The sequence below is a fragment of the Streptosporangium nanhuense genome, from assembly GCF_059358815.1.
Genome location: NZ_JCADBG010000001.1, coordinates 412,800 through 435,476 on the forward strand (window position 1 = coordinate 412,800; position 22,677 = coordinate 435,476).

The 22,677-nt window shown below is 73.5% G+C and carries 15 protein-coding genes; 8 read left to right on the top strand and 7 right to left on the bottom strand.

Annotation, left to right across the window (positions count from 1 at the left end; genetic code table 11):
* Window positions 1-243: 243 nt before the first annotated feature.
* Window positions 244-1,701: an MFS transporter gene (locus AC5L38_RS01710; protein WP_495240939.1), complete on the bottom strand. Its 1,458-nt coding sequence runs from the start codon at window positions 1,699-1,701 to the stop codon at window positions 244-246.
* Window positions 1,702-1,872: 171 nt separating this feature from the next.
* On the opposite strand from AC5L38_RS01710, the gene AC5L38_RS01715 reads away from it, so the two are divergent.
* From AC5L38_RS01715 to AC5L38_RS01725, 3 genes are all read left to right on the top strand, one after another.
* Window positions 1,873-2,610, top strand: a complete 738-nt coding sequence (locus AC5L38_RS01715) for a TetR/AcrR family transcriptional regulator C-terminal domain-containing protein (RefSeq protein WP_495240940.1) — start codon at window positions 1,873-1,875, stop codon at window positions 2,608-2,610.
* Window positions 2,611-2,658: 48 nt separating this feature from the next.
* Complete coding sequence (locus AC5L38_RS01720) at window positions 2,659-4,230, top strand: MFS transporter (protein WP_495240941.1); 1,572 nt, start codon at window positions 2,659-2,661, stop codon at window positions 4,228-4,230.
* Between the two features lie 219 nt (window positions 4,231-4,449).
* Complete coding sequence (locus tag AC5L38_RS01725) at window positions 4,450-5,463, top strand: enolase C-terminal domain-like protein (RefSeq protein ID WP_495240942.1); 1,014 nt, start codon at window positions 4,450-4,452, stop codon at window positions 5,461-5,463.
* A gap of 85 nt (window positions 5,464-5,548) precedes the next feature.
* On the opposite strand, the gene AC5L38_RS01730 is transcribed toward AC5L38_RS01725, so the two are convergent.
* Window positions 5,549-7,012: an LCP family protein gene (locus AC5L38_RS01730; protein WP_495240943.1), complete on the bottom strand. Its 1,464-nt coding sequence runs from the start codon at window positions 7,010-7,012 to the stop codon at window positions 5,549-5,551.
* Between the two features lie 265 nt (window positions 7,013-7,277).
* On the opposite strand from AC5L38_RS01730, the gene AC5L38_RS01735 reads away from it, so the two are divergent.
* The gene (locus AC5L38_RS01735; protein WP_495240944.1) at window positions 7,278-8,216 is read left to right on the top strand and encodes an alpha/beta hydrolase; all 939 of its coding nucleotides are present in this window, start codon (window positions 7,278-7,280) and stop codon (window positions 8,214-8,216) included.
* A gap of 178 nt (window positions 8,217-8,394) precedes the next feature.
* Here AC5L38_RS01735 and AC5L38_RS01740 read toward each other — a convergent pair whose 3' ends face one another.
* Entirely contained in the window at window positions 8,395-9,912 is a 1,518-nt protein-coding gene (locus AC5L38_RS01740) for an alpha/beta hydrolase family protein (protein WP_495240945.1), read from the bottom strand.
* A 142-nt stretch (window positions 9,913-10,054) separates the two neighbouring features.
* Between AC5L38_RS01740 and AC5L38_RS01745 the strand changes: the two genes are divergently transcribed.
* Complete coding sequence (locus AC5L38_RS01745; protein ID WP_495240946.1) at window positions 10,055-11,182, top strand: exonuclease SbcCD subunit D; 1,128 nt, start codon at window positions 10,055-10,057, stop codon at window positions 11,180-11,182.
* A complete protein-coding gene (locus AC5L38_RS01750) occupies window positions 11,183-15,187 on the top strand; it encodes an AAA family ATPase (RefSeq protein WP_495240947.1) in 4,005 nt (1,334 codons plus the stop codon).
* A 221-nt stretch (window positions 15,188-15,408) separates the two neighbouring features.
* Here AC5L38_RS01750 and AC5L38_RS01755 read toward each other — a convergent pair whose 3' ends face one another.
* On the bottom strand, window positions 15,409-17,439 hold the full coding sequence (locus AC5L38_RS01755) for an AfsR/SARP family transcriptional regulator (protein ID WP_495240948.1): 2,031 nt from the start codon (window positions 17,437-17,439) through the stop codon (window positions 15,409-15,411).
* 123 nt (window positions 17,440-17,562) lie between these two features.
* On the opposite strand from AC5L38_RS01755, the gene AC5L38_RS01760 reads away from it, so the two are divergent.
* Window positions 17,563-18,441 (top strand): alpha/beta fold hydrolase, encoded by an 879-nt coding sequence (locus tag AC5L38_RS01760; RefSeq protein WP_495240949.1) that lies wholly within the window; start codon window positions 17,563-17,565, stop codon window positions 18,439-18,441.
* 91 nt (window positions 18,442-18,532) lie between these two features.
* Here AC5L38_RS01760 and AC5L38_RS01765 read toward each other — a convergent pair whose 3' ends face one another.
* Window positions 18,533-18,832, bottom strand: a complete 300-nt coding sequence (locus AC5L38_RS01765; protein WP_495240950.1) for a hypothetical protein — start codon at window positions 18,830-18,832, stop codon at window positions 18,533-18,535.
* A gap of 65 nt (window positions 18,833-18,897) precedes the next feature.
* Window positions 18,898-19,692, bottom strand: a complete 795-nt coding sequence (locus tag AC5L38_RS01770) for an MOSC domain-containing protein (RefSeq protein WP_495240951.1) — start codon at window positions 19,690-19,692, stop codon at window positions 18,898-18,900.
* A gap of 624 nt (window positions 19,693-20,316) precedes the next feature.
* On the opposite strand from AC5L38_RS01770, the gene AC5L38_RS01775 reads away from it, so the two are divergent.
* A complete protein-coding gene (locus AC5L38_RS01775; RefSeq protein ID WP_495240952.1) occupies window positions 20,317-21,456 on the top strand; it encodes an ice-binding family protein in 1,140 nt (379 codons plus the stop codon).
* Between the two features lie 126 nt (window positions 21,457-21,582).
* Here AC5L38_RS01775 and AC5L38_RS01780 read toward each other — a convergent pair whose 3' ends face one another.
* Complete coding sequence (locus AC5L38_RS01780; RefSeq protein ID WP_495240953.1) at window positions 21,583-22,647, bottom strand: DUF418 domain-containing protein; 1,065 nt, start codon at window positions 22,645-22,647, stop codon at window positions 21,583-21,585.
* Between the last annotated feature and the right edge of the window lie 30 nt (window positions 22,648-22,677).

The following is a 22,677-nucleotide window of genomic DNA, read 5'->3' on the forward strand; positions in this document are numbered from 1 at the left end:
AAACAATATGAACGATCGGTCGTTAATATTGTTTCTCGCAGGACCTTTCTCGCAGGACCTTTCTCGCATGACCCGGGCCTCGTGCGGCCTGGCTCCCATGGCGTCCGGTTCTCATGCGCCCCGGCTCTCTCGTGCGGTCTCGTTTCTCGTACGAGGGGCAGGGCCGGTCGCCCCCGGGGCGGTGGTGCTCGGGACGCCGCGAACGGGCGGGCCCCCGCGGGCTCGCCCGTTCGCCGGTGGGTGTCAGTGCGCGACCTCCTGCTCGGCCCGCGCCCGCCGGGGGAGGAGGAAGGCGGCCACGAAGGTGACGGCGAGCAGGCCCACCTCGACCCAGATCGTGAGCAGCATCGCGTCCTCCAGGCTCCGGCCCTGCTTGACCAGGCCGAAGAAGAGCGTCCCGATCGCCGCCGTACCCAGGGCGCCGCCGAGTTGCTGGACGGCGGTGAGGGTGCCGGAGGCCGAACCGGACTCGTGGGGGTCCACCGCGGCCAGCACGATGTCGAAGAACGGCGCCATGATCAGGCTCATCCCGGCGCCGGTGAGCAGCAGGGCGGGGGCGAGCTGCCACGGGGTGACGCCCATGCCGGCGATGTTCAGGGTGAGGGCGACCCCCGTGACGCCCCCGGCCATCGCGACCGCGCCGATGTGGATCAGTTTGCGTCCCACCTTCCGCGCCAGTCCCGAGGCGTTGACGAGGGCGAAGCCGATCAGGGTGCCGATGGCGTTCGGCAGGCCCGCGAGCCCCGCCTTCAGCGGGTCGTAGCCCAGGGCGATCTGGGTGTAGAGGCCGAACACCAGGGAGAAGCCGACCATCCCGGCGAAGAAGACGAGGCCGGTGAGCAGGCCGCCGGTGAAGGATCGCTTGCGGAACAGGCTCATCACCACCAGCGGGTCGCCGCCCGCGCGCTCCTTGCGGGACTGGTGCAGGCAGAAGAGCGCGAAGACCGGGATCGAGGCGGCCATCAGGGCGAAGGTCCACGCGGGCCAGTCGAGGTCGCGGCCCTGGACCAGGGGGAAGATCAGCAGGAAGGAGGCGGCCGAGACGAGCCCGGTGCCGGTCAGGTCCAGGCGCGAGGCGCGCGAGGGCTTCGACGCGGGCAGGTAGCGGAGCGCGCAGAGGAGGGCGGTCAGGCCGATCGGCAGGTTGATCAGGAAGATCATGCGCCATCCGGTGCCGAAGAGGTCTGCGTCGACGAGCCAGCCCGCGAGGACGGGGCCCGCCACCGTGGACAGTGCCATGACCGGGCCGAACACGCCGAACGCGGCGGCCGTTTCCCTGGGCGGGAAGACCTCCTTGATGACGCCGAGGCCCTGCGGCACCATCACCGCCCCGGCCAGGCCCTGCAGCACCCGCGCGCCGATCAGCATCTCGGGGGAGGTGGCCAGGCCGCACAGCAGCGAGAACAGGGTGAAGCCGGCGGCGCCGGCGACGAACATGCGCCTGCGCCCGTAGAGGTCACCGAGGCGGCCCCCGGTGACGAGGCCGACGGCCATCGCCAGGGTGTATCCGGCGCTGAGCCACTGGATCATGCTCGACGAGCCGCCCAGCTCCTTCTGGATGGACGGCGCCGCGATGATCGTGATCATGGCGTCCATCAGGTCCATCGCCTCGGCGGCGAGGACCGTGAAGAGGGCGGCCCAGCGCCACCGGTACGGCTCCGCGCCGGTGAGCGGAGAGCCGTTCTCGACCGTGTTTGTCATGGGGGATCCGATCCGGGAACGTCGGTGACCGAAGAACAGTGTTCGTTGATTGCGAACACCGTTTTATACACGAACACCGTTTGCGTCAAGTACATTGTTCGTTATGAACGAACACTGTTCGTTTAAAGTACGGTGTTCGTGAGCGTGATCCACCGCGTGTAGGATCGGCGCGTGACCGAGATCCCCGCCCCGCCGTGGCGCAAGACCCGCAAGGCGAGCGCCCCGCGAACCGTCCTGAGCAGGGATCTCATCGTCGCCACCGGACTGCGCGTCATCGACGCCGAGGGGCTGGAGGCGCTGAGCATGCGCCGGGTCGCCCAGGAGCTCGGCACCGGTCCCGCCTCGCTCTACGCCCACGTGGCGAACAAGGAGGAGCTGCTCGACCTGATCTACGACGAGGTCATGAGCGAGATCCGGGTGCCCGAGCCCGAGCCGGAGCGCTGGCTGGAGCAGATCAGGGACCTCGTCCTCGACGCCTACCGGGTGTTCACCTCCCACGCCGACGTCGCCAAGGTCGGCCTCGCCACCATCCCGACCGGGTTCAACGCGCTGCGGGTCGCCGAGGGGCAGCTGGCCATCATGCTCGCCGGTGGCGTGCCGCCCAGGATCGCCGCCCTGATGATCGACCGCCTCGGCCTGTACGTCTGCTCGGACGCCTACGAGAACTCCCTGTACATCAACCGGCAGCGCGAGAGCGGCATGGAGCTGGAGAGTTTCATGAGCGATTTCTTCGGCCAGATCGGCGCGTTCTACCGCAGCCTGCCCGCCGACCGGTTCCCCAACATCGTCGCCCAGGTCGACAACTTGATGGACGGCGGCGACATGGACCGGTTCGTGTTCGGGCTCGACCTGCTCCTGCGGGGCCTGGCCTCCCACGTCCAGGACGCCGGTCCTACGACCAAGGGCTGATCGGAAAGCCTGATGCGTGCCGGTGCGCGCCGGCCGTACCGTCGACCCATGACTACCGTGATGACCGACGAGCCTCCTGCCGGGATATTCGCCCGGAGTCACCGCGCCCTGACGGTCGGGATGGTGGCCCTCATCTCCCTGGCGGCCTTCGAGTACCTCGCGGTGGCCACCGCCATGCCGGTCGTGGCCGACGAGCTGGACGGCCACGCGCTGTACGGGCTGGCGTTCAGCGGGGCGCTGGCGGCCGGGGTGGTCGCGACGGTGCTGGGCGGGTGGTGGGGCGACCTCAGGGGGCCGGTCGCGCCGCTCTGGACCGGGGTGGCGGTCTTCGCCGCCGGGCTGGTCGTCGCCGGGGCGGCGCCGACGATGGACGTGTTCGTCGCGGGCCGGTTCGTCCAGGGCTTCGGCGCGGGCATGTTGCAGGTCTCGATGTACGTGCTGGTCTCGCGGTGCTACCCGGCGGAGCTCCACCCCCGGGTTTTCTCGATCTTCGCGACCGCCTGGGTGGTGCCCTCCATGGTGGGGCCCGCGATCACCGGCGTCGTGGTCGAGAACGCCGGCTGGCGCTGGGTCTTCATCGGCGTGACGGGCATCCTCCTCCCGGCGGCGCTGCTGCTCTGGCGCGGGCTGGCCTCCGCGCCCATGACAGAGCCGGTGACAGAGCCGGTGACAGAGCCGGTGTCGGGGCCGGTGACAGGGCCGGTCACAGGGCCGGTGACGGGGGCGGTGAAGGAGCCGGTATCGGGGGCTCCGGGAGTGGCGCCGGGATCGGGATCGGGACCGGTGCCGAAACCGGAGCGGTCGCCCGGCGCCCGTTCCTCGATCGCGCGCCGGCTGGGCTGGGCGCTGCTCGTCGCGGCGGGGGCGGCGCTCATGCAGTACGGCGCGTCGGCGCTCACGCAGTCCGGTGGCACGCACTCCGGCGGCGCGGCGCCGGACGGCGCGGCGTCGGGTGGCATGGCGTCCGCCACCGGGTTCGTCCTGCTCGCCGCCGGTCTGGCCATGCTGGTGGCGGCACTGCCCCGGCTTCTTCCCCCGGGAACCCTGCGCGCGGCCCGCGGCCTGCCCGCGGTGATCTCCCTGCGGGGGATCGCGGCGGGCGCGGCCATCGGCGGCGAGGCGTTCCTGCCGCTGATGCTCAACGAGGAGCGCGGCCTGTCGCTGACCATGGCCGGGCTCACCCTGACCGGCGGCGCGCTGAGCTGGTCGTTCGGCTCGTGGGTGGTGGGCCGATGGCGGTTCGACCGGGTCCTGGTGCTGCGCTCGGGCTCGGTGCTGATCGCCGTGGGCCTCGCGCTGATGGGCTTGACCGTCTTCGGCGCCGTCCCGGTGGCCACCGCCTTCGTCGGCGAGATGGCCCTGGGGCTCGGCATGGGCATCGTGTACCCGACCCTGTCGGTGCTCATCCTGGAGCTGTCGCCCCCGGGTGAGGAGGGGGAGAACAGCGCGTCGCTCGGTGTCGCCGAGTCGGTCTACACGGTCGTCGCGGTAGCGATCACCGGGGCGCTCCTGGCGGCCCTGGGGGCCTCCGCCGCCGTCTACGTGCTCTGCTTCGGGCTCGCGGCGCTGATGGCGGCCACCGGAGCCCTGGTCGCCGGTCGCGTCCTGCCCAGAATGTGAGTCCTTCTCATCTCTCCGGGCCCTCACGCCGGATTTCCCCTCCGCGCCGGAGGCGTTCACGGGCCACCGTGGCACCATGGGAAGAACGCCGTTCTTCGCGGTGTTGAGGGGGGAGTCCCGCCTCCGGGCGGGATTCGCGTTTCCACGGCCCGGGGTTCCCGAGCCTGGAAAGTCGTCGGAGCCCGGGATCCGCCGGGCTCGGAGAGGTCAGGGGAGTCCATGCCGCGCGTCCGTGAGCTTGAGGTGTTTCGGCTGATCCTGCCCTATGGCAGGCGGCCGGAGAGCATCCTCGTCCGGCTCACCGACTACGGCGGCATGACCGGGTGGGGAGAGGTCGTCGACGCCGACCCCAAGACCTGGGTCGCGCTGGAGGAGGGGCTCGGGCAGGCGCTGATCGGCGTCGACTGGGAGCACCCCGACGAGCTGGGAGCCGTTCCCGGAGGGTCCGCCGCCGACATGGCCTGCTGGGACCTGTGGACGAAGATGCGCGGGGTGCCGCTGGCCCACGCGCTCGGCGGCACCCGCACCTCCCTCATGGCCACCGTCAGGATCGCCGCCGACCGCAACCTGGAGAGCCTGGTCGCGAGGGTGAACCGCCACGTCTGCGCCGGATACGCCCACGTCACCCTGGACGTCCACCCCGGCTGGGACATCGAGCCGCTGCGCGCCGTCCGCCAGGCGTACCCCGCGCTGGGCATCGGCGTGGACGCCCGCGGCGCCTACACCGACGTCGACGCTCTCGAGGCGCTGGACGCCTACACGCTCTCCGTCATCGAACGCCCCTTCACCGGCCCGGCGAGCCTGGGTGACCACGCGGACCTGCAGGAGCGCGTCGCCGCCCCGGTGCTGCTGGAGGTCGCCTCGGCCGCCGAGCTGGACGAGGCGATCGCCGCGAGGGCGGGCCGGGCGATGCTGCTCCGCCCCGCGGTCCTGGGTTCCCTGCGCGAGGTGCGGCGGGCGCACGACCGCGCGGTGCGCGCCGGATGGGAGATCGCCTGCGCCGGGGGCAAGGGCACCGGGCTGGCCCGCGCGGCCACCGTCGCCGCGGCCAGCCTGCCCGGCTGCGGCCTGCCCTGTGACGTGGCCGAGCCGCCGCGCAGCGCGCAGATCGTCGACCCGCCGGTCGGCGCCTCGGGCGGCGTGGTGGCGGTGCCGCTCACCCAGGCGGGCCTCGGCCACCGCATCGACGAGGACCGGGTCCGCCGCCTGTCCAAGGAGTCGTACTCGCTCTAGCGGGACCGCTCGGCACCCTCGCCGATCCGGTCGCGACGGTACGGGGACACCGGCCGCCGAGGTCGCAGGCGTGCGCCCCGGGGAGTCAGCCGCAGCCGTCCGTGATGCCCTTGGGAGCGGCGGGGTCCGGCGTCCGGGATCCGGCGGTCGCCCTGGGAGTGGCCCTGGGGGTGGCGGCGGGGGCCGCGGTGGCGGTGAGGGGGCGCCGGGTGACGGACGAGGCGCGCAGGGCCTTGGCGGTGACCGTGCGGATCTTGGTCCAGTCGGGGTAGCCGGTGTTGATCAGCGGCGGGACGAACTGGACGCTGGTCACCTTCGCGTTCTTGACCTTCACCGCCAGCGGGACCAGGTGCTCCAGCATCGGGCGCGGGATGTCGGTCCGCAGCAGTTCCTTGGTGGCCAGCGCGACCTGGTTGAACCGCGACAGCACGGTCGCCGGGTCCGACTGGGAGAGAAGGGCGCCCAGCACGCAGCGCTGGCGTCCCATCCGGGTGTAGTCGTCGCTGTTGGTGCGCGAGCGGGCGAACCACATCGCGTCGGCGCCGCGCAGCTTGCGGGTTCCCGCCTTGACCAGGCCCTCGTCGTACTTGCCGAAGACCACGTCCTGGGGGACCGTCAGCGTCACGCCCCCGATCGCGTCGATCAGCCGGGCGAAGCCCCACATGTTGACCAGGGCGTACCAGTCGATCTTCAGCCCCAGCGTGTAGCCGACCGTGTCGATGAGCGTCTTGGTGCCCTGGTTCTTGCGGCCCCCGAAGATCTCCGGGTGCGAGTCGGCGTACTCCCAGACCGCGAAGAGCAGGTCCTCGCGCGAGCCGTCGGGGTTGGCCGGGAGCCGGAACCCGGTGGGGAAGCGTTTCGCCATGGGGGAGCCCGGGACGAAGCGGACGTTCTCCAGGTTGCGCGGCAGGCTCAGCAGCACGGTGTTGCCGGTCTTGACGTCCACGCTGGCCACGTTGATGCTGTCGGTCCGCACGCCCACCCGGTGGGTGTCGGCGTCGCCGCCGAGCAGCAGGATGTTCACCCGGGAGTGGCCCGCCCACGGGTCCTCCTCGCCGTCGCCCCCGACGGTCGCGGGCCGCGGGGTGGACGGGGCGCTGAAGATGTCGTCCACCGCCGACTGCGAGACCGCCACGTACTGCCCGACCAGGCCGAACGGCAGGAGCGAGGCCACCGCGAGCGTTCCCGCCACCCCTCCGGCGATCGCCTGCTTCACGCTGGGCAGCGTGCCGGGGTTCATCACCACGAACGAGTGCACGACCAGCGCGAACCAGGCGGCGCCGAGCGCGAGGGAGACCCCCACCGTGAGGCTGGTCAGCCCGGAGGAGGCGACCAGTTGCCCGGCGAGGCCGGCGAGGAGGCCGGAGAGGTCGGAGGAGGTGAGCACGACCCAGAGCAGGGCGAGCAGCAGCGCCGTGTACGTGCACAGGATCGCCAGTCCCGTCCTGCGCCATCCGGCGCGCAGGTGCGCGGCGCCCGGGACGATGGCGGCCAGTGCCGTCCAGCCGATGACCGCACCGACGCCGGGCGGCTTTGATCTGTCCCGCAACTGCTCCCCGTTTCCTCGCGCTTGACCGCCGCAGGGAGATGGTAGGGGGGCGAAACCGGGTCGCGGGCGACAAGTTGGTGAACAACTCGGGAAGCTAATACGCCTATATCACGTCATTTCTACAGCAATAGGAATCGATCATGGTTTTCGCTGGGATCGAATCACGGCGTCGCCGCCGGGTCGACTCCTGACGAAGTCGTCACGGTCTTTTCCGGGGGCGGACCCCCTTATAAGGGGACAATCCGTACGAACTACCCTGGCCGTCATGCCCGACGTTCTCGGCCCCGACTACGAGCTCACGGTCCTGCCGATGGCCGACGACGACGAGGGCCCGGTGGTGGCCTCGCTGGTACGGCGACGGGCCACCGCGCCCGCCCGCGGAGCGGTGCTCTACGTGCACGGCTTCACCGACTACTTCTTCCAGACCCACCTGGCCGACCACTTCGTGGCCAGAGGCTTCGACTTCTACGGTCTCGACCTGCGCAAGTACGGCCGCTCGCTGCTGCCGCACCAGACCCGTGGCTTCGTGCGCAGCGTCACCGAGTACTTCCCGGAGATCGACGAGGCGGTACGGACCATCCGCGAGCGCGACGGGCACGATCACGTCGTCCTCAACGCCCACTCCACCGGGGGCCTGATCGCCCCGCTCTGGGCCGACCGGGTCCGGGGCCGGGGGCTGGTTCGGGCGCTGGTGCTCAACAGCCCCTTCCTCGACCTCAACGTCCCCGCCCCCGTGCGGGTCGCCGCCGACCTGCTGAGGAGGCCGCTGTCCAGGCTGCCCGCCCGCGCCGTCCTGCCCATGGTGACCGCCACCGCGTACGGCACGAGCCTGCACCGCGGCCACCACGGCGAGTGGGACTTCGACCTGGAGTGGAAGCCGATCGGCGGGTTCGCGGTGCACGCGGCCTGGGTGGGGGCGATCCGCCGGGCGCAGCGCAGGCTGCACGAGGGCCTCCGGGTGGACGTGCCGGTGCTGGTGCTCTGCGCGGAGAAGGGCCTGCGGCTGCGCGCCTTCATGCCCGAGGCCCGGGAGGCGGACGTCGTGCTCGACCCCCGGCGGATCGCCCGCTGGTCGACCAGCATCGGCGCGCACGTGACGTGCGTACGGGTGCCGGGCGGCATGCACGACCTGGTGCTGTCACCCGAGCCGGTCCGCGAGCGCGTCTTCGCCGAGATGGACCGCTGGCTCGACAGCTGCCCGTGACGTCGCGCTCAGCGGGGCCTGTGACGCCGGGGCTCTCCGGTGCCCGTGACGCCGGGCTCGGCTGTGCACGTGACGCCGTACTCACCGGTGCCCGTGACGTCGCGCTCACCAGGCCGCTTCGACAGGCTTGCCCGTCGGTGAGCCAGGCCGCCTCGACGGGGCCGCCCGTCGGTGAGCCCTACCAGGGGAACGAGAACAGGCCGTAGTAGGCCGCGGCCACCAGCAGCAGGCCGGTGCTGCCCAGCACCCCGGCGATCGCGAAGCTCTGCGGCCGGGAGGGCTCCCACCCCTCCCGCAGTCCCGACACGACGGCCGCCACGCCCGTGACCTCCTGCAGCAGCATCAGCAGCGCCAGGATCCTGATGACCAGCCATCCGGCGAGCACCGCGGGCCACGCCCCGGCCTGGTTGACCGAGAACAGCACGAGCAGCGTGATGAACGCCATCACCGACAGGAGCAGCCCGACCCCGGTCCACGCCATCCGGCGGAACCGCCGCCGGATCGGCGGCCAGACCAGGAGGCTGGTCTCCGCGGCCGTCGCCCGCCCGCGCAGCCGCGCGGCCATCTCCGCCACCGGCCCGACCACGTAACCGACCACGGCCAGGCAGAGCGTCAGGCCGATCACCGTACCCCCGGCGTACCAGGGGGCGGCGGGGACGTCGCTCGCCGCCAGGCGCTGGACCGGCGTGGCGCCGGCGATGTGCACCGACGGCGTGGCCGTGCCCGGCAGGCCCAGCACCCAGTTGGACAACGTCCGCAGGTAGTCGGGGACGAGGGGGCCGCCGTGGAAGCGCATGCCGTGGTCGGCGCGGTCGAGGTAGCGGATCGTGTAGGAGTCGTTACCGCCCTCGGCGAGCGCGCCGGTCAGCGCCTTGCTGCTCTCCACGAACGGGATCGAGGGATCGCGCGTGCCGTACAGCGCCAGGACCGGCTGCCGCATCTCGCGCAGCGCGGGCAGGCCGTCGTAGCGCAGGAAACCCGCGTCCACGGCGCCGATCGCGCGGATGAGCAGCTCGCGCACCCCGCTGGGCGCGTACAGCCGCTGGAGCTGCTCGCCCAGCGCCCACGTCACCTGCCGCATGGGGGAGACGTTGGGGGCCGACACCAGCACGGTGAACCCGACGGCGGCGCTCTCGTTGGCGGCGAGGGGCACCACCCAGCTGCCCTCGCTGACCCCCCAGAGCCCCACCCTGGCCGGGTCGACGTCGTCGCGCGAGCGTAACTCGTTCAGGACGCGCAGGGCGTCGCGGGCGAGGAGGCCGAAGTCGCGCTCGAAGAAGTCGTAGCCCACGGTCCGCTTGTCGTAGACGAGGGTGACGATCCCGGTCCTGGCCAGCCACTCGGCCTGGGTCGTGAACTCGCCCCGGATCCCGGGACCCGCCCCCTGTACGAAGACCAGCGCCGGGTGCCGCCCCGGGGCCACCGGCGCGCGGATCGTCGCCCCCAGCGGCGTGCCGTCCTCGGCCGTGACCGTGACCTCCTGCGTGGTGATCTGCCGGTTCGAGGGGACGTACCGGAGCTCGGACGGCGGCTGGGGGGGAAGGGTCTGGAAGACCGGGTCGACGTGCAGAGGGGTCGGGTCGAACGGCGGCGGCAGGGTGTAGCCGACCGTCGCGAGAACCACCAGGATCAGGCCGGAGGCGACGCTCAGGACACCGCGGCCCACCTGGACACCGACGCGATCCCCGATGGTCACTCGCCTCCGTGGTCGTCGTTGTTCCGGTATCGTGCCCTACGATCTTCAAGCGTACTCACCGGCGGAAGCCCCGAACAGTGCGGGGGATCCGCGTGACGCGAGTGGCCACATTTGTCGCTGAGTCCTGTTAGCTTCGTGCGACATGCGGGTGCTGCACACATCGGACTGGCACCTGGGCCGCTCGTTCCACCGGGAGAGTCTCCTGGCCGCCCAGGGCGTCTTCGTCGACCACCTGATCGAGACGGTCAGGTCGGAGCGGATCGACGTGGTCGCGGTCTCCGGTGACGTCTACGACCGGGCGCTGCCCTCGGTCGACGCGGTCGACCTGTGCAACCAGGCGCTGCGCCGCCTGGTCGACGCCGGGGTGCGCACCGTGCTGATCAGCGGCAACCACGACTCGGCCCGCCGCCTCGGCTTCGGCGCCGACCTCATCGACGCGGCGGGCGTCCACCTGCGCACCGACCCCGAGCGGGTCGGCGAGCCGGTCGTCGTCGGCGACGTCGCCTTCTACGGCATCCCCTACCTGGAGCCCGAGCTGGTGCGCGTCCCCTGGCAGCTGCCCGAGCGCACCCACACCGCCGCGATCGAGCACGCCATGTCCCTGGTCCGCGCCGACCTCGCGCGGCGCGGTCCCCGGTCGGTGGTCCTGGCCCACGCGTTCGTGACCGGGGGGCAGGGCAGCGACAGCGAGCGCGACATCAGCGTGGGAGGCGTCGCGCACGTCCCGGTGCGCGCGTTCGACGGCGTCGACTACGTGGCGCTCGGCCACCTGCACGGCCGCCAGCGGATGAGCGAGACCGCCCGCTACTCCGGCTCCCCGATCGCCTACTCCTTCTCCGAGGCCGGACAGAAGAAGGGCTCCTGGGTGGTCGACATCGGCCCCGGCGGGTACGAGGGCGCCGAGTTCGTCGAGGCCCCGGTGCCCCGGCCGGTCAGCCGCCTCACCGGCCGCATCGACGACCTGCTGGCCTCACCCGAGCACGCCCGGCACGAGGACCACTGGCTCCAGGTGACGCTCGTCGACCGGATCCGGCCCAAGGGCGCGATGGAGCGGCTCCGCTCCCGCTTCCCGCACACGCTCGCCCTGTCCTTCGAGCCCGAGGGCGGGGTCCACGAGACCGTGACCCGCGCCAGGGCGGCCGGGCGCCCGGAGATCGACGTCGCCCTCGACTTCGTCCGCGAGGTGCGCGGCGAGGCCGCCGACCCCGACGAGACCCGGCTGCTGCGGGAGGCCGTGGAGTTCTCCCGCATGAAGGAGGCGAAGGCGTAGATGCGCCCGCACCGTCTGTGGATCACCGCCTTCGGTTCCTTCCCCGGCGAGGAGCAGGTCGACTTCGACGCCCTCGCCGAGGCGGGGCTGTTCCTGATCCACGGCCCCACCGGCGCGGGCAAGACCACCGTGCTCGACGCGCTCTGCTACGCCCTGTACGGCAGGGTGCCCGGCAGGCGCGACAGCGCCAAGAGCCTGCGCTGCGACCACGCGCCCCCGGGCCGGGGGCCCAGCGTGGCGCTGGAGGTCACGGTCAGGGGCCGCAGGCTGAAGATCACCCGGTCACCGGCCTGGCAGCGCCCCAAGCTCAGAGGCGCCGGCACGACCAGGGAGAACGAGAAGGCCCTGCTCCAGGAGCTCACCCCCTCCGGGGAGTGGGTGGGGCTGACGACCAGGGTCGACGAGGCCGGGGAGTTCGTCGGCACCCTGCTCGGCATGAACGCCGAGCAGTTCCTCCAGGTCGCGATGCTGCCCCAGGGTGACTTCGCCAAGTTCCTGCGCGCCGACGGCGAGGACCGCCGCAGGGTCCTGGAGCGCCTGTTCTCGGTGAGGATCTACGCCGCCGCCGAGTCCTGGCTCGCCGAGCAGCGCACCGAGGCGTACCGCGAGCAGCAGGCCCTCCGCAAGGAGGTCGACTTCGCCGTCAAGCGCCTGGAGGAGGCCGCGGGGCCCGCCCTCCTGACCACGCTGACCGATCCCCCCGAGTCGCGGATCTCCACGGAGACCACGGAGATCGTGGACCCTGCGGACTCCACGGGGTCGGCGGGATCGGCGGAGTCCGTGCCGTCCGTGGAGGACGACCCGCTGGGGTGGGCTCGCGCGCTCGAGGAGCTCGCGCGCCTGGAGTCCGTACGGCTGGGCGGCCAGGGAGCCGAGGGCGAGGCCGCCGTACGGCGGGCGCGCGAGAGCCTGGAACGCGGTGCCGCGCTGGCCGACCGGCGACGGCGCCACGCGGAGGCGCTGACCAGGAGCCGGGCGCTGGAGGAGACGGCCGAGGAGCGGGCCGACCTGGAGACCATCCTGGAGGAGGCCGCGGCCGCCGACCGGGTGCTGCCGCTGATCCAGGGCGCCGAGCAGCGCGCCGAGGCCGCGTCCAAGGCCCACCACCTGGCCGCCGACGCCGTCGCCCGCGCCCTCCCCCTCCTCCCCGCCCCCTCCGGTCGGTGGGACGCCGCCGGTACCGCTCGTGACGGCGCCGGCACGGCAGGCGCGGCCTACGGCGGCGGCGCTTACGACGACGTCCGTGACCGCGCGCCCGGCGATGACGCCCATGACGATGTCCGTGACCCCACGGACGCAGGCGCGGACCGTCGTCACGCCGTGCTCGGTCACCTGGCCGCGCTGGAGCGCGCCCGCCAGGGCGAGATCACCCGCCTGGGCGAGCTGCGCGCGGAGGAGTCACGTCTGGCCGGGATCGTCCGGGAGCGGGAGAGGACCGCTCGCGAGATCGTCGAGCTGGCCGCCGCGCAGGCCGAGGCCGACGCCCGCCTGGAGGTCCTGCCCGGTCTCCGCCGGGAGCTGGACGAGCGTCTCACCGCCGCCCGCCTGGACGCCGCCCGCGTTCCCGCCGCCGAGTCGGCGGTGGAGGGCGCCGCCACCCGCCTCCGGGCGGCCGAGCACCGCGACCGCCTCGCCGCCGATCTGTCCGCCGCCCGTGCCGACCTCGCCGCGGGTCTGGCCGCCCTGCCCCCGGAGATCGGCGAGGGCCTGGACCCCGAGGAGACCCGCGAGGTCCTCACCGCCCGGGAGAGGGAGTGCGGGCGGGAGCTGGCCGGGCTGGAGGGGCTGCGGGCCGAGGAGGACCGGCTGGCCGAGCTCGACGGGCTGATCGCCGCGATCGACGCCGAGCTCCCCGAGGTGGCCCGGCGGGATGCCGAGGTCCGCGAGGTCCTGGAGGGGCTGCCCGCCGCGTCGGCGGAGGCGTCCGCCCGGCTGGGCGAGGCCAGGGCCGCGGCGGCGGGTGTCCCCGCCGCGCGGGCGAGCGCCGAGACCGCCACCGCCGTGCTCGCCGCGGCACGGCGCCGCGAGATACTCCGCGCCGAGCTGGAGTCCGCGCGCGCCGCGCAGACCGAGGCCGTCGACTTCGCCCAGACGCTCCGCGACCGGCACCTGGACATCCGGCGGGCCAGGATCGACGGCATGGCCGCCGAGCTCGCCGCCAAGCTCGCTCCCGGCCGGCCCTGCGTGGTCTGCGGCTCGCCCGACCACCCCGCCCCCGCCGCCCCCGCCGACCGGGCGCCCACCGCCGAAGACGAGCGCGCCGCCCAGGGCGCCTACGAGGCGGCCCTGGAACGGCGCCAGGCCGCGGGAACCACCGTCACGGCACTGCTCTCCCGCCTCGACGAGACCCTCGCCGTCGCGGGAGAGGTGATCGGGGAGGAGGCGGGGGAGTCCCTCGCCGAGGCGGGCCGGAGGCTGGAGGCGCTGACCGCCGCCGCGAGCGCCGAGGACGACCTCGCCGCCGAGGTGGAGCGGATCGCCGCCGAGCTGGACGGCGCGAGGAGCCGGGCCGCGGAGATCGCCCGGCGGCTCGCCGAGGGCCACGCCCGCCGTACGGGCTGGCAGGCCGAGCGCGAGCGCCTCACCGCCCGCCTGGACGGCGCCCGGGGCGCCGACCCCTCGGTGCGGGCCCGCCGCGACCGCCTGGCCCGGGAGGCCGCGCACCTGTCCTCCGCGCTCGCCGCCGCGACCCGCGCCATCGAGATCGCCGCGGCCCACCGCGAGGCGAGCGACAGGACCGGCCTGGCCGTACGGGACGCCGCCGGCGAGCTCACCGAGGCCGAGCGGGCACTGGCCGCGCTCCGCGGGTCGGCGGGTGCCGAGCCGGTGCTGGCGGCCGAGGCCGGGCGGATCACCGCCGAGTCCGAGCGGCTCGTGGAGCGCTCGCGCGAGCTCGCCGTCGGGCTCGCCTCCCGCCGTACGGACGTCGAAAGGCTCGGCGCCGACGTCGAGCGGCTGGCCGGGCGCATCGACGAGGCGCGCGGCCAGGACCCGACGCTGGCCGCCAGGCTGGAGCGGCTGGCCGACGAGGCGGAGCTGCTGCGCGAGGCCGTCGAGGCGGTCAGGGACGAGCGGGTCACCGCGGCCGAGCTCGTGACGGCCCGTGACCGGGCGCTGGGCGCCGTGGTCGAGGCGGGCTTCCTCGGGCTCGGCGACGCCCGCGCCGCCGTCCGCTCTCCCGCCGAACGGGAGGAGAAGGCCGCCCGGCTCCGCGAGCTCGCCCAGGAGAGCGCCGCGGTCGCCGCGATGCTCGCCGACCCCGAGCTGGTCGCCGCCGCGGCCGAGCCCGAACCCGACCTCGCGGGGCTGCGCGAGGCGCGCGACGCGGCCGACGCCGCCCACGCCCGCCTGCTGTCCGAGCGGGACCGGGGCGAGGCCCGCCTGACCCGGCTGGCCGCGCTCCGCACCGAGCTGGCCGCCTGCCTGCGACGCTGGGAGCCCGCCGAGGAGCGGCACCGGCTCACCGAAGGGCTCGCCGCCCTGACCGGCGGAAACTCCACCGACAACCGGTGGAAGATGCGGCTGTCGTCCTACGTGCTCGGCGAGCGCCTCAGCCAGGTGGTCGAGTCGGCCAACGAGCGGCTCGACCACATGTCGGGCGGGCGTTACCTCCTGGAGCACAACCGCGACCGCTCCGCCGGAGACCGGAGCAGGTCCGGCGGCGGCCTCGGCCTGCACATCCTGGACAGCTGGACCGGCGTGGGCCGCGACCCGGCGACCCTCTCCGGCGGCGAGAGCTTCATCACCTCGCTGGCCCTCGCCCTCGGCCTGGCCGACGTGGTCAGCGCCGAGGCCGGAGGAGTGGACATCGGCACGCTCTTCGTCGACGAGGGCTTCGGCACCCTGGACGAGGACACCCTCGACGGGGTGCTCGACATCCTCGACGGCCTGCGCGACGGCGGCCGGGCGGTCGGCATCGTCAGCCACGTCGCCGAGCTGCGCACGCGGGTGCCCGCGCAGTTGCACATCCGCAAGGAGCGCCGGGGTTCGACCGTCCGCCAGTGACCCGCCCGCCGTCGCCCGGGGACGATCCGGTGACCGGCTCCGCCTCTCTTCCGGTGATGGCGGAGCGTCAGGCCGGGAAGCGTCAAGCCGGGAAGCGTCAGGCCGAGACGACGCGGTGGCGGATCGGCGCGTGACGCGTCAGGTCCTCGTGACGCTGCCCGTCGATCCCATCGGAATCGCCGGGCGTCCGACGGACGTCCGGCGGACGCCGTTGACGGCTCTCACCTCCGGCGAGGGCGGGGGCGGGGGCGAGGGCGGGGGCGTGGGCGGGCCGCGGTGCCGTGGCGGGCGAGGGCGCCGGCGAGGTCGTCGAGATGCCGGGAGACCGGCCCCAGGGTGAGCAGGCCGCTGCCCGCCCCGGCCAGCTCGCCCACCGCGGGAGCGAGCTCGCCGTGCGCGCGTTCCATCGTCTCCCGGTCGCCGACGGCGATCGCGGCCCGCGCGGCGAGACACCACAGGGCCTCGAACAGCAGGTCGCGGGGCGGCTCGGGGAGCTCGCGCAGCGCCGCGGCGGCCTCGGCGGGGCGATCCCGGGCCAGCAGGACCAGGGGACGGGCCCACGGCTCGTAGGGGCCCCAGTCGACGTGCTCGCCGGTGTGGGCGGGCAGCGCGTGCCGCAGCCGCAGGCACAGCAGCGCGAGCGGCGGCAGGCCGTGCTCCAGTCCGGGCATGCCGGCGCCGTCCAGCCGTGCGGCGGCGTCCCGGTAGGCGGCCTCGGCCTCGGCCACGGGCGCTTGCCCGGTCTCGGCGAGCCGCAGTGCCCGGTACCACCGGGTGAACACGGCCGCCAGCGGCCGCTCGTGGCGTTCGGCCAGCAGGTCCACGGCGGCCGCGTGCCGGTCGGCCTCGGGGAAGTCGGCGAGCGCGGCGCGGGCCTGGAGGCGGATGAGGTGACCGAGTATCTGGAAGGCCACCAGGCCGTGCCGGGTGGACAGGGCGACCAGCTCGGCGCCGATCTCGTCCCGGCGGGGGGCCAGGCCCGCGCGGTGGAAGGTCTGCATGAACACGCCGTTGAGGGCGAACGCCAGCAGCGCGGGGTCGTCCAGGCGGCGGGCGATCTCCTCGGCCTCGCGGGCGGCCTGGGGCCCGCGCGCCGAGCGGGTGCCGCGCGACTCCACGGCGATCGTGGCCAGCAGGCCGGCCCGCGCCGCCTCGTGCGCGCCGGGCGGGATGTCCGCCAGGGTGCGTTCGGCCGCCGCCACGACGCGCGCCGCCTGTTCGGGGTCGTCCGAACGGGTCCAGATCGCCGGGACGTCGTAGGCGCCGATCACCCGGGCGGTCAGTTCCGCGTCGTCCAGCTCCTCGGCGGCGGCGATGGCCTCCAGGCGGTGCCGGCGGGCGGCCTCCAGACCGGTGCCCCCGGTCATCGCGAGGCTGCGCAGCAGACCCACCGTCGACTCCAGCCGGGCCCGGGCGCCGGAGGTCACGGCGCGGTCGTAGACGGCGGCGGTCTGCGCCCACACCCGGGCCGCCGCTCCGCCAGGGCCGGAGGCGAGGTCGAGATGGCCGGCCTGGTGGAGGATGTCGGCCTCCAGGCGGCGGAGGGGCGGGCCCGGATCCACCCCCAGCTGCTGGACCAGCGTCGTCCGTGCCCGGCGCAGCACGGCGAGCGCGTCGCCCTGGCGACCGGTGCGGTACAGCGCGAGCGCCAGCAGCCGCCAGGCGTCCTCGCGCCAGGGGTGCTCGGCCACGTGCGCGTCCAGGTCCGGCACCGCCTCGGCGGCCAGGCCGAGGGCGAGCCGGAGCTCGGCCCGGCGCTCGACGGCGTGCAGCCGGATCTCGGCCAGGCGGGAGCGCTCCGTACGGGCCCAGGCCTGGCCGGCGAACTCGGCGTAGGCGGGCCCGCGCCACCACCCCAGCGCCTCGGCCAGCCGGGCGAGCCCGTCCTGGGGAGGCAGTGTCGCGGCGGCCGAGACCGCCCGCTCGAAGCGCCAGGCGTCCACCTCGTCCGGCTCCGCGCGCAGCGCGTATCCCGGTCCCTCGGTGACCAGCAGCCGGGGCGGGGTCCGGGGCGGGCGCTCGGGTTCCAGCGCGCGGCGCAACGCGCCCACGAAGGTTCGCACCGCGCTCACCGCGCCGGGCGGCGGATCGTCCCACAGGTCCTCGACCAGGCCGGTGACCGGTACGACGCGGCGGCGGGCGACGATCAGCCGGGCCAGCACCTCGCGGTGCCGCGGCCCCTTGAGAGCGATCGTGTCTCCGGCGGCGTCCCAGGCCGCCACCGGCCCCAGCACCCCGAACACGATCCGCACCCCTCGGCCGTCCTTTCCCGGGGCATCGCCCCTGGCCACCGTAGCGCGCTGACCGGATGCTCATTCACGCCCGGCAGGCTGGAGACATCCCACCACCCGCCGCCTACGGAAGAGAGCACGACCATGGCACCTGTCATCACCGGATTCGACTACCGGCGCGTCCCCGTCGCCGACGGCGTGTCCCTGAACGCGGCCGTCGCGGGGACGGGCAGCCCGATCGTGCTGCTGCACGGTTTTCCCCAGACCCACCTGATGTGGCGCCACGTCGCCGCCGACCTGGCGGCCGACCACACCGTGATCTGTCCCGACCTGCGCGGCTACGGCGCCAGCGACAAGCCTGCCGAGACCGACGAGGCCACCTACTCCAAGCGCACCATGGCCGCCGACATCGTCGCCCTGGCCCGCGCGCTGGGACACGACCGCTTCGCGCTGGCCGGACACGACCGCGGAGCCCTGGTCGCCATCCGCGCCGGTCTCGACCACCCCGGGACGATCACCCACCTGGCCAGCCTGGACGTGCTGCCCACGCTGGACATGTGGGAGGTGATGCACGGCACCACCGCCGCCGTCGGCTTCCACCTCTATCTGATGGCCCAGCCTCCCGGCCTGCCCGAGAAGATGATCGCCGCCAGTTCCGACGCCTTCTTCGGGCACTTCCTGGACATCTGGACCAACGATCCGCAGGCGATCCCCGCCGACGTCCGCGCCGCCTACCTGGACGCCTCCCGCGCGGCCGTCACCTCGATCGTGGCCGACTACCGCGCCTCCGCCGGTGTCGACGTCGCCCACGACCGGGCCGACCGGGACGCAGGCAACCGGCTGCGGATGCCGGTCACCGTGCTCCAGCAGGACTGGGGCGCCGCTCTCGGCTTCGACGCGGCGGCGCTGTGGAGCGCCTGGGCCCCCGACCTGCGGCACATCCCCGTCACCTTCGGCCACTTCATGGCGGAAGAGGCCCCCGCCGATGTCGCCAAGGCCCTTCGGGACCTGCTCTCGCGCTGAGAGACCCGAACCGCCCCCCGAGCGGCCGTACCCAGGCAAGCTCAAAGGGCGCCCGAGGACGGTCACGCCAAGCCTGCTCCGGTCTTCCCGATCACGTCGGCTCGGGCGGGGGCGGTTCGGTCGTCGGCTCGGGCGGTGCCTCGGTGACGGGTTCGGGCGGTGGCTCCACCCGAACCGAAGCCGCCGGTTCGGGAGCGGGGGAGATCGCCGGGCTGTCCGGCAGCGCGACGAGGATGAGGGTCAGGAGGGCGACGAGCACCAGACCGACCCCGCCGACCCCGATCACCGCCGCCTTCCTGCCGCGGGATCTTCGGTAGCGACCTGCTATCGCGACCAGTCTGCCGTCACGCAACTTGCGCACGTAAGGTCTGACCCAGTGTTCTTCGCCCACTCCAGGACGGTACACAGTCGCCATGGCGACGGCCAGCGGATGACGAGCCGGGTTCACCCGACCGGCTAACCCGGCCGGACCTCGTCGCCGACTCTCAGCTCGCCGAGGGTCCTGGGCACCAGGCGGACGCCGAACCAGGTGTTCCCGTCCCAGCGGCGGTGTCTGGCCAGGGTTCGCAGGGGTTCCCTGCCGCCGTCCTGGGTGGCCGGGTCCCAGATGGTGACGGCGCAGCGGTCGCACAACGTCGAGACGCGGAAATCGATCTCGCCGATGCGGACCGACGTCCAGGCGTCCTCCGCGAAGGGTTCCGCGCCGTCGATGACGGCGTTGGGCCGGAAGCGGGCGACGTCGAGGGGGTCCGGGGGGTGCTCCTGGCGCTCCAGGGCGCCTTCGGCGATCCAGTCGTCCAGCCGCTGGAGCGAACTCCTGGAGACGAGCAGGAGGGGGCCGTCCCAGAGGCCGCCCTGTTTCTCGGTGACGGTCCGGCGTTCGGGGTCGTCCACCCAGACGAGGCGGGCGGGCTTGCCGAGCAGGCGGGTGAACCACTCGTGGGCGTCGGCGTGGGCGAGCACGGCCCGGTCGAGGTTGGAGAAGCCCAGCGCGATCGTGCCGCCGGTGGCCGGTGGGACCTTGAGTTCGCCCATGCCCCTCGCCGACAGGCGGAGGCCGCCTTCGGGGGTCTCCACGGCCGAGACCGAGAGGAGCCGGGGGTGTTCGCCGACCCAGATCAACGCTCCCAGCGGGTCCACCACGGCCCAGCGGCGGTCGCCTTCCAGACCCCAGGGAAGGACTCGGGCGGATGAGCAGGAGATGCCTTCGATGGACTTGATGGGGTAGGTGCGGATCTCCGCTAGTCGCATGAAAAAAGGATAAGAAAAAGCGCTATTTCGGGATATGGGAAGTGTGCCCGTGGGGTGTCCGGAGCGAGGTGCCGGAACCCTCGGCGATGCGGGTTTCGCATGCTCTTCGATGGTGCGGCAAGGCCCGTCCGGCGAATGCCCTGCCGCGGCTTGCGGTGAAACACTCATCGCGGTGAGCCGGCGACGGCGTAGTTCGCAGGTCGGCGACACGCCGTTGGTGTCACGGCCATTGCCGCGCGGAACCTCTATTCTCGGCTACAGCGGGATCGTCGTTCGGGCGGCGCCGGCCTCGAGACGGCCTCCCGGCATGGCGCGGTCCGCGACCGGGAGAGGTGCCGCCGCGCGTGGCCGGAGAAAGGGCGGCCGGTGCGCGGCGACTCACGCCCTCGCGCCGTCGCGACCTCACGGCATCTCGGTCCTCGATCCGGATCCTCGATCCGGCGACAACCGTGAGCGGCGTGCCCGCCCGGTCGTGACAGCGGATCCGGGCGCGGTCGATCCGCGGCGGCAGATTTCACAAGACGACTTTCAGAAGACGATTTTCGCAAGACGATTTTCGCGGGACGGTTTTCGCAGGACGACGCCCTGAGCCGCTGTGGTCTTGGAGGGAAAGGAGAGGGACGTATGGGAAACCTCATCTCGGCCGGACCCGTCACCGCCGTGACCGTGCTCCTGGCCTCCCTCCTGGCCGGGCTCCTGATCGTGCTCCCGGCCGGGCGGTCCGGCGCGAGCGCCGCGGAGCCGCCGGTGTTTCTCGGCGCGGCCGGGATCTTCGCCGTCCTGGCCGGCACCGCCGTGGTCAACACCGCCGGCAGCCTCATCACCGGTGACGTCGGGGTGACCCCGGGCACGACGGTGACCGGTTTCCCGCCCGGGAACGTGGCCGGGACGATCCATGTGAACGACCCTGTCGCCGTCCAGGCCCAGAGCGACTTCACCACCGCCTACGGCGACATCGTCTCCCGTACTCCCACCGCCACCGTGCTCACCGACCTCGGCGGCACCACGCTGACGCCGGGGGTCTACACCTCCGTCTCGGGCACCTTCAGCAACACCGGGAGCCTCACGCTGGACGCCCAGGGAGACCCGGACGCGATCTTCATCTTCCAGACCGTCTCCACCCTTCTGACCGCGGGCGCCAGCACGGTGACCCTCATCGGCGGCGCCCAGGCGCGCAACGTCTTCTGGCAGGTCGGCACCTCGGCCACGCTGGGAGCCGCCTCCACCCTTTCCGGCACCATCCTCGCGCTGGCCTCGATCACCGCCGGCGCGGGCATGGTCGTCGACGGGCGGTTCCTGGCCCGCGACGGCACCGTCACCCTGGACTCCGACACCGTCACACGCCCCACCGGCCCTCTGTCCATCAGCGTGCCCGAGAGCGTGAACCTGGGTTCCGCGACACCGGGCACCGAGATCTCGGCCCAGCTCGGCGCGGTCACCGTGACCGACACCCGCTACATCCCCGACGCCGCCTGGACCGCGACCGTCAGCTCGACGACCTTCACCACCGGCGGCGCCACCCCGTCCGAGACCATCGCCAGAAGTCTCATCGGCTACTCACCCGGCACCGCCACGGCCACGACCGGGGACGCGGACCTCACCCCCGGAACCAGCGGAAACCTCGGCTCCGCGCGTACGGCCTTCTCCGCCTCCGACGGCACGGGCGAGAACTCCGCCACCTGGAACCCGACGCTCACCGTGACCCTGCCCGTCGGCGTCCGCGTCGGTACCTACACCGCCACCATCACCCACTCGGTCGCCTGAGCCGCGACCATGTCGCCCTGAGCGTGCCGGCCCGCCGGGAACACCGGACGCGCCCGGCACGCGCGGGCCCGGCGAGCCGTCCGGCCGTCACTCCCCGTCCGCCGGGCCCGCACACGAACCCGCCGGTCAGGGGGTACGGCGCAGGGGCGGGCGGTGGGCCCAGGTGGCCCAGCGCCAGAGCCATTCCAGGGGGCCCTGGCGACAGCGGCGCAGCCAGAGCGTGGACACCAGCCACTGGGGGACGAGAACGGCTCCCGCGATCAGGAGCACCGTCGCCGACGACCAGCCGTCCGGCGGGCTGCCGATGAGGCGGGCGGCCAGCAGGACGAGGAGCGTGGCCGACAGGTAGTTGGTCAGCGCCATCCGGCCCAGCGGCGCGAAGACCCTCCGCAGTACCGGCTGGAGCGGCGTTCTGAGCAGGAGCAGCAGGGCGCACACGTAGACGCCCGCCATCAGCAGCCCGGCGAGGCCGAACCAGGTGTTGAAGTACGGGTCGCCGGCCTTCGTCCCGACCTGCAGCCACACGGCGGGCACCGCCCCCGCCGCGAAGAGCAGGCCCAGCACGACCGGGACGCGGACGGAATGCTCCATCCGGCCGATCACGCCGTACCGGGTCAGCGCCGAGCCCAGCAGGAACAGGCCGGGCACCAGCGGCACGCCGTTGCTGTCGAGGATCAGCGGCGTCGCGACGAGGACGGCGGCGAGCACCGCGACGGCCAGGCGCGGCAGCCAGGTCGAGGGCAGCAGCACCAGCAGGCCGGCGACGGCGTAGATGGTCAGGACGTCCCCCCGCCACAGCAGGAACATGTGGGCCAGGCCCACCGCGAGCAGGACCAGGAGCCGGCGCAGCAGGAGCACCCGCGGCCGGGGGGCGCGCTCCGCGGCGGAGTCCAGCAGCAGCGAGAAACCGATGCCGAACAGCAGGGAGAAGATCGGGAAGAAGCGCTGGTCGACGAACAGCCCCAGCCCCAGCCAGGCGTCGTCCTGACCGGGGGCCACCACCACGGATCGCGTGACCTGGGTGGTGTGGATCATGTGGGCGATCGGCTTGACGTTGGCGAGCAGGATCCCGCACAGGGCGAACCCGCGCAGCACGTCGAGCGCGGCGACCCGTGGCCGGCCGGAGGAGGTCGTCGCGGGCCGCCCAGATCCCGTGGGGCTCGGCGTCGCAGGAAGCGTTTCAGGTGGCATGGGACCTCATCCTGCGGACTCCGGCCCGCT

Coding starts and splice junctions, on each gene's coding strand:
- AC5L38_RS01745 (WP_495240946.1), top strand. CDS start 10,055: ATGCGGGTGCTGCACACATCGGACTGGCACCTGGGCCGCTCGTTCCAC.
- AC5L38_RS01720 (WP_495240941.1), top strand. CDS start 2,659: ATGACTACCGTGATGACCGACGAGCCTCCTGCCGGGATATTCGCCCGG.
- AC5L38_RS01725 (WP_495240942.1), top strand. CDS start 4,450: ATGCCGCGCGTCCGTGAGCTTGAGGTGTTTCGGCTGATCCTGCCCTAT.
- AC5L38_RS01780 (WP_495240953.1), bottom strand. CDS start 22,647: ATGCCACCTGAAACGCTTCCTGCGACGCCGAGCCCCACGGGATCTGGG.
- AC5L38_RS01760 (WP_495240949.1), top strand. CDS start 17,563: ATGGCACCTGTCATCACCGGATTCGACTACCGGCGCGTCCCCGTCGCC.
- AC5L38_RS01770 (WP_495240951.1), bottom strand. CDS start 19,692: ATGCGACTAGCGGAGATCCGCACCTACCCCATCAAGTCCATCGAAGGC.
- AC5L38_RS01710 (WP_495240939.1), bottom strand. CDS start 1,701: ATGACAAACACGGTCGAGAACGGCTCTCCGCTCACCGGCGCGGAGCCG.
- AC5L38_RS01750 (WP_495240947.1), top strand. CDS start 11,183: ATGCGCCCGCACCGTCTGTGGATCACCGCCTTCGGTTCCTTCCCCGGC.
- AC5L38_RS01735 (WP_495240944.1), top strand. CDS start 7,278: ATGCCCGACGTTCTCGGCCCCGACTACGAGCTCACGGTCCTGCCGATG.
- AC5L38_RS01775 (WP_495240952.1), top strand. CDS start 20,317: ATGGGAAACCTCATCTCGGCCGGACCCGTCACCGCCGTGACCGTGCTC.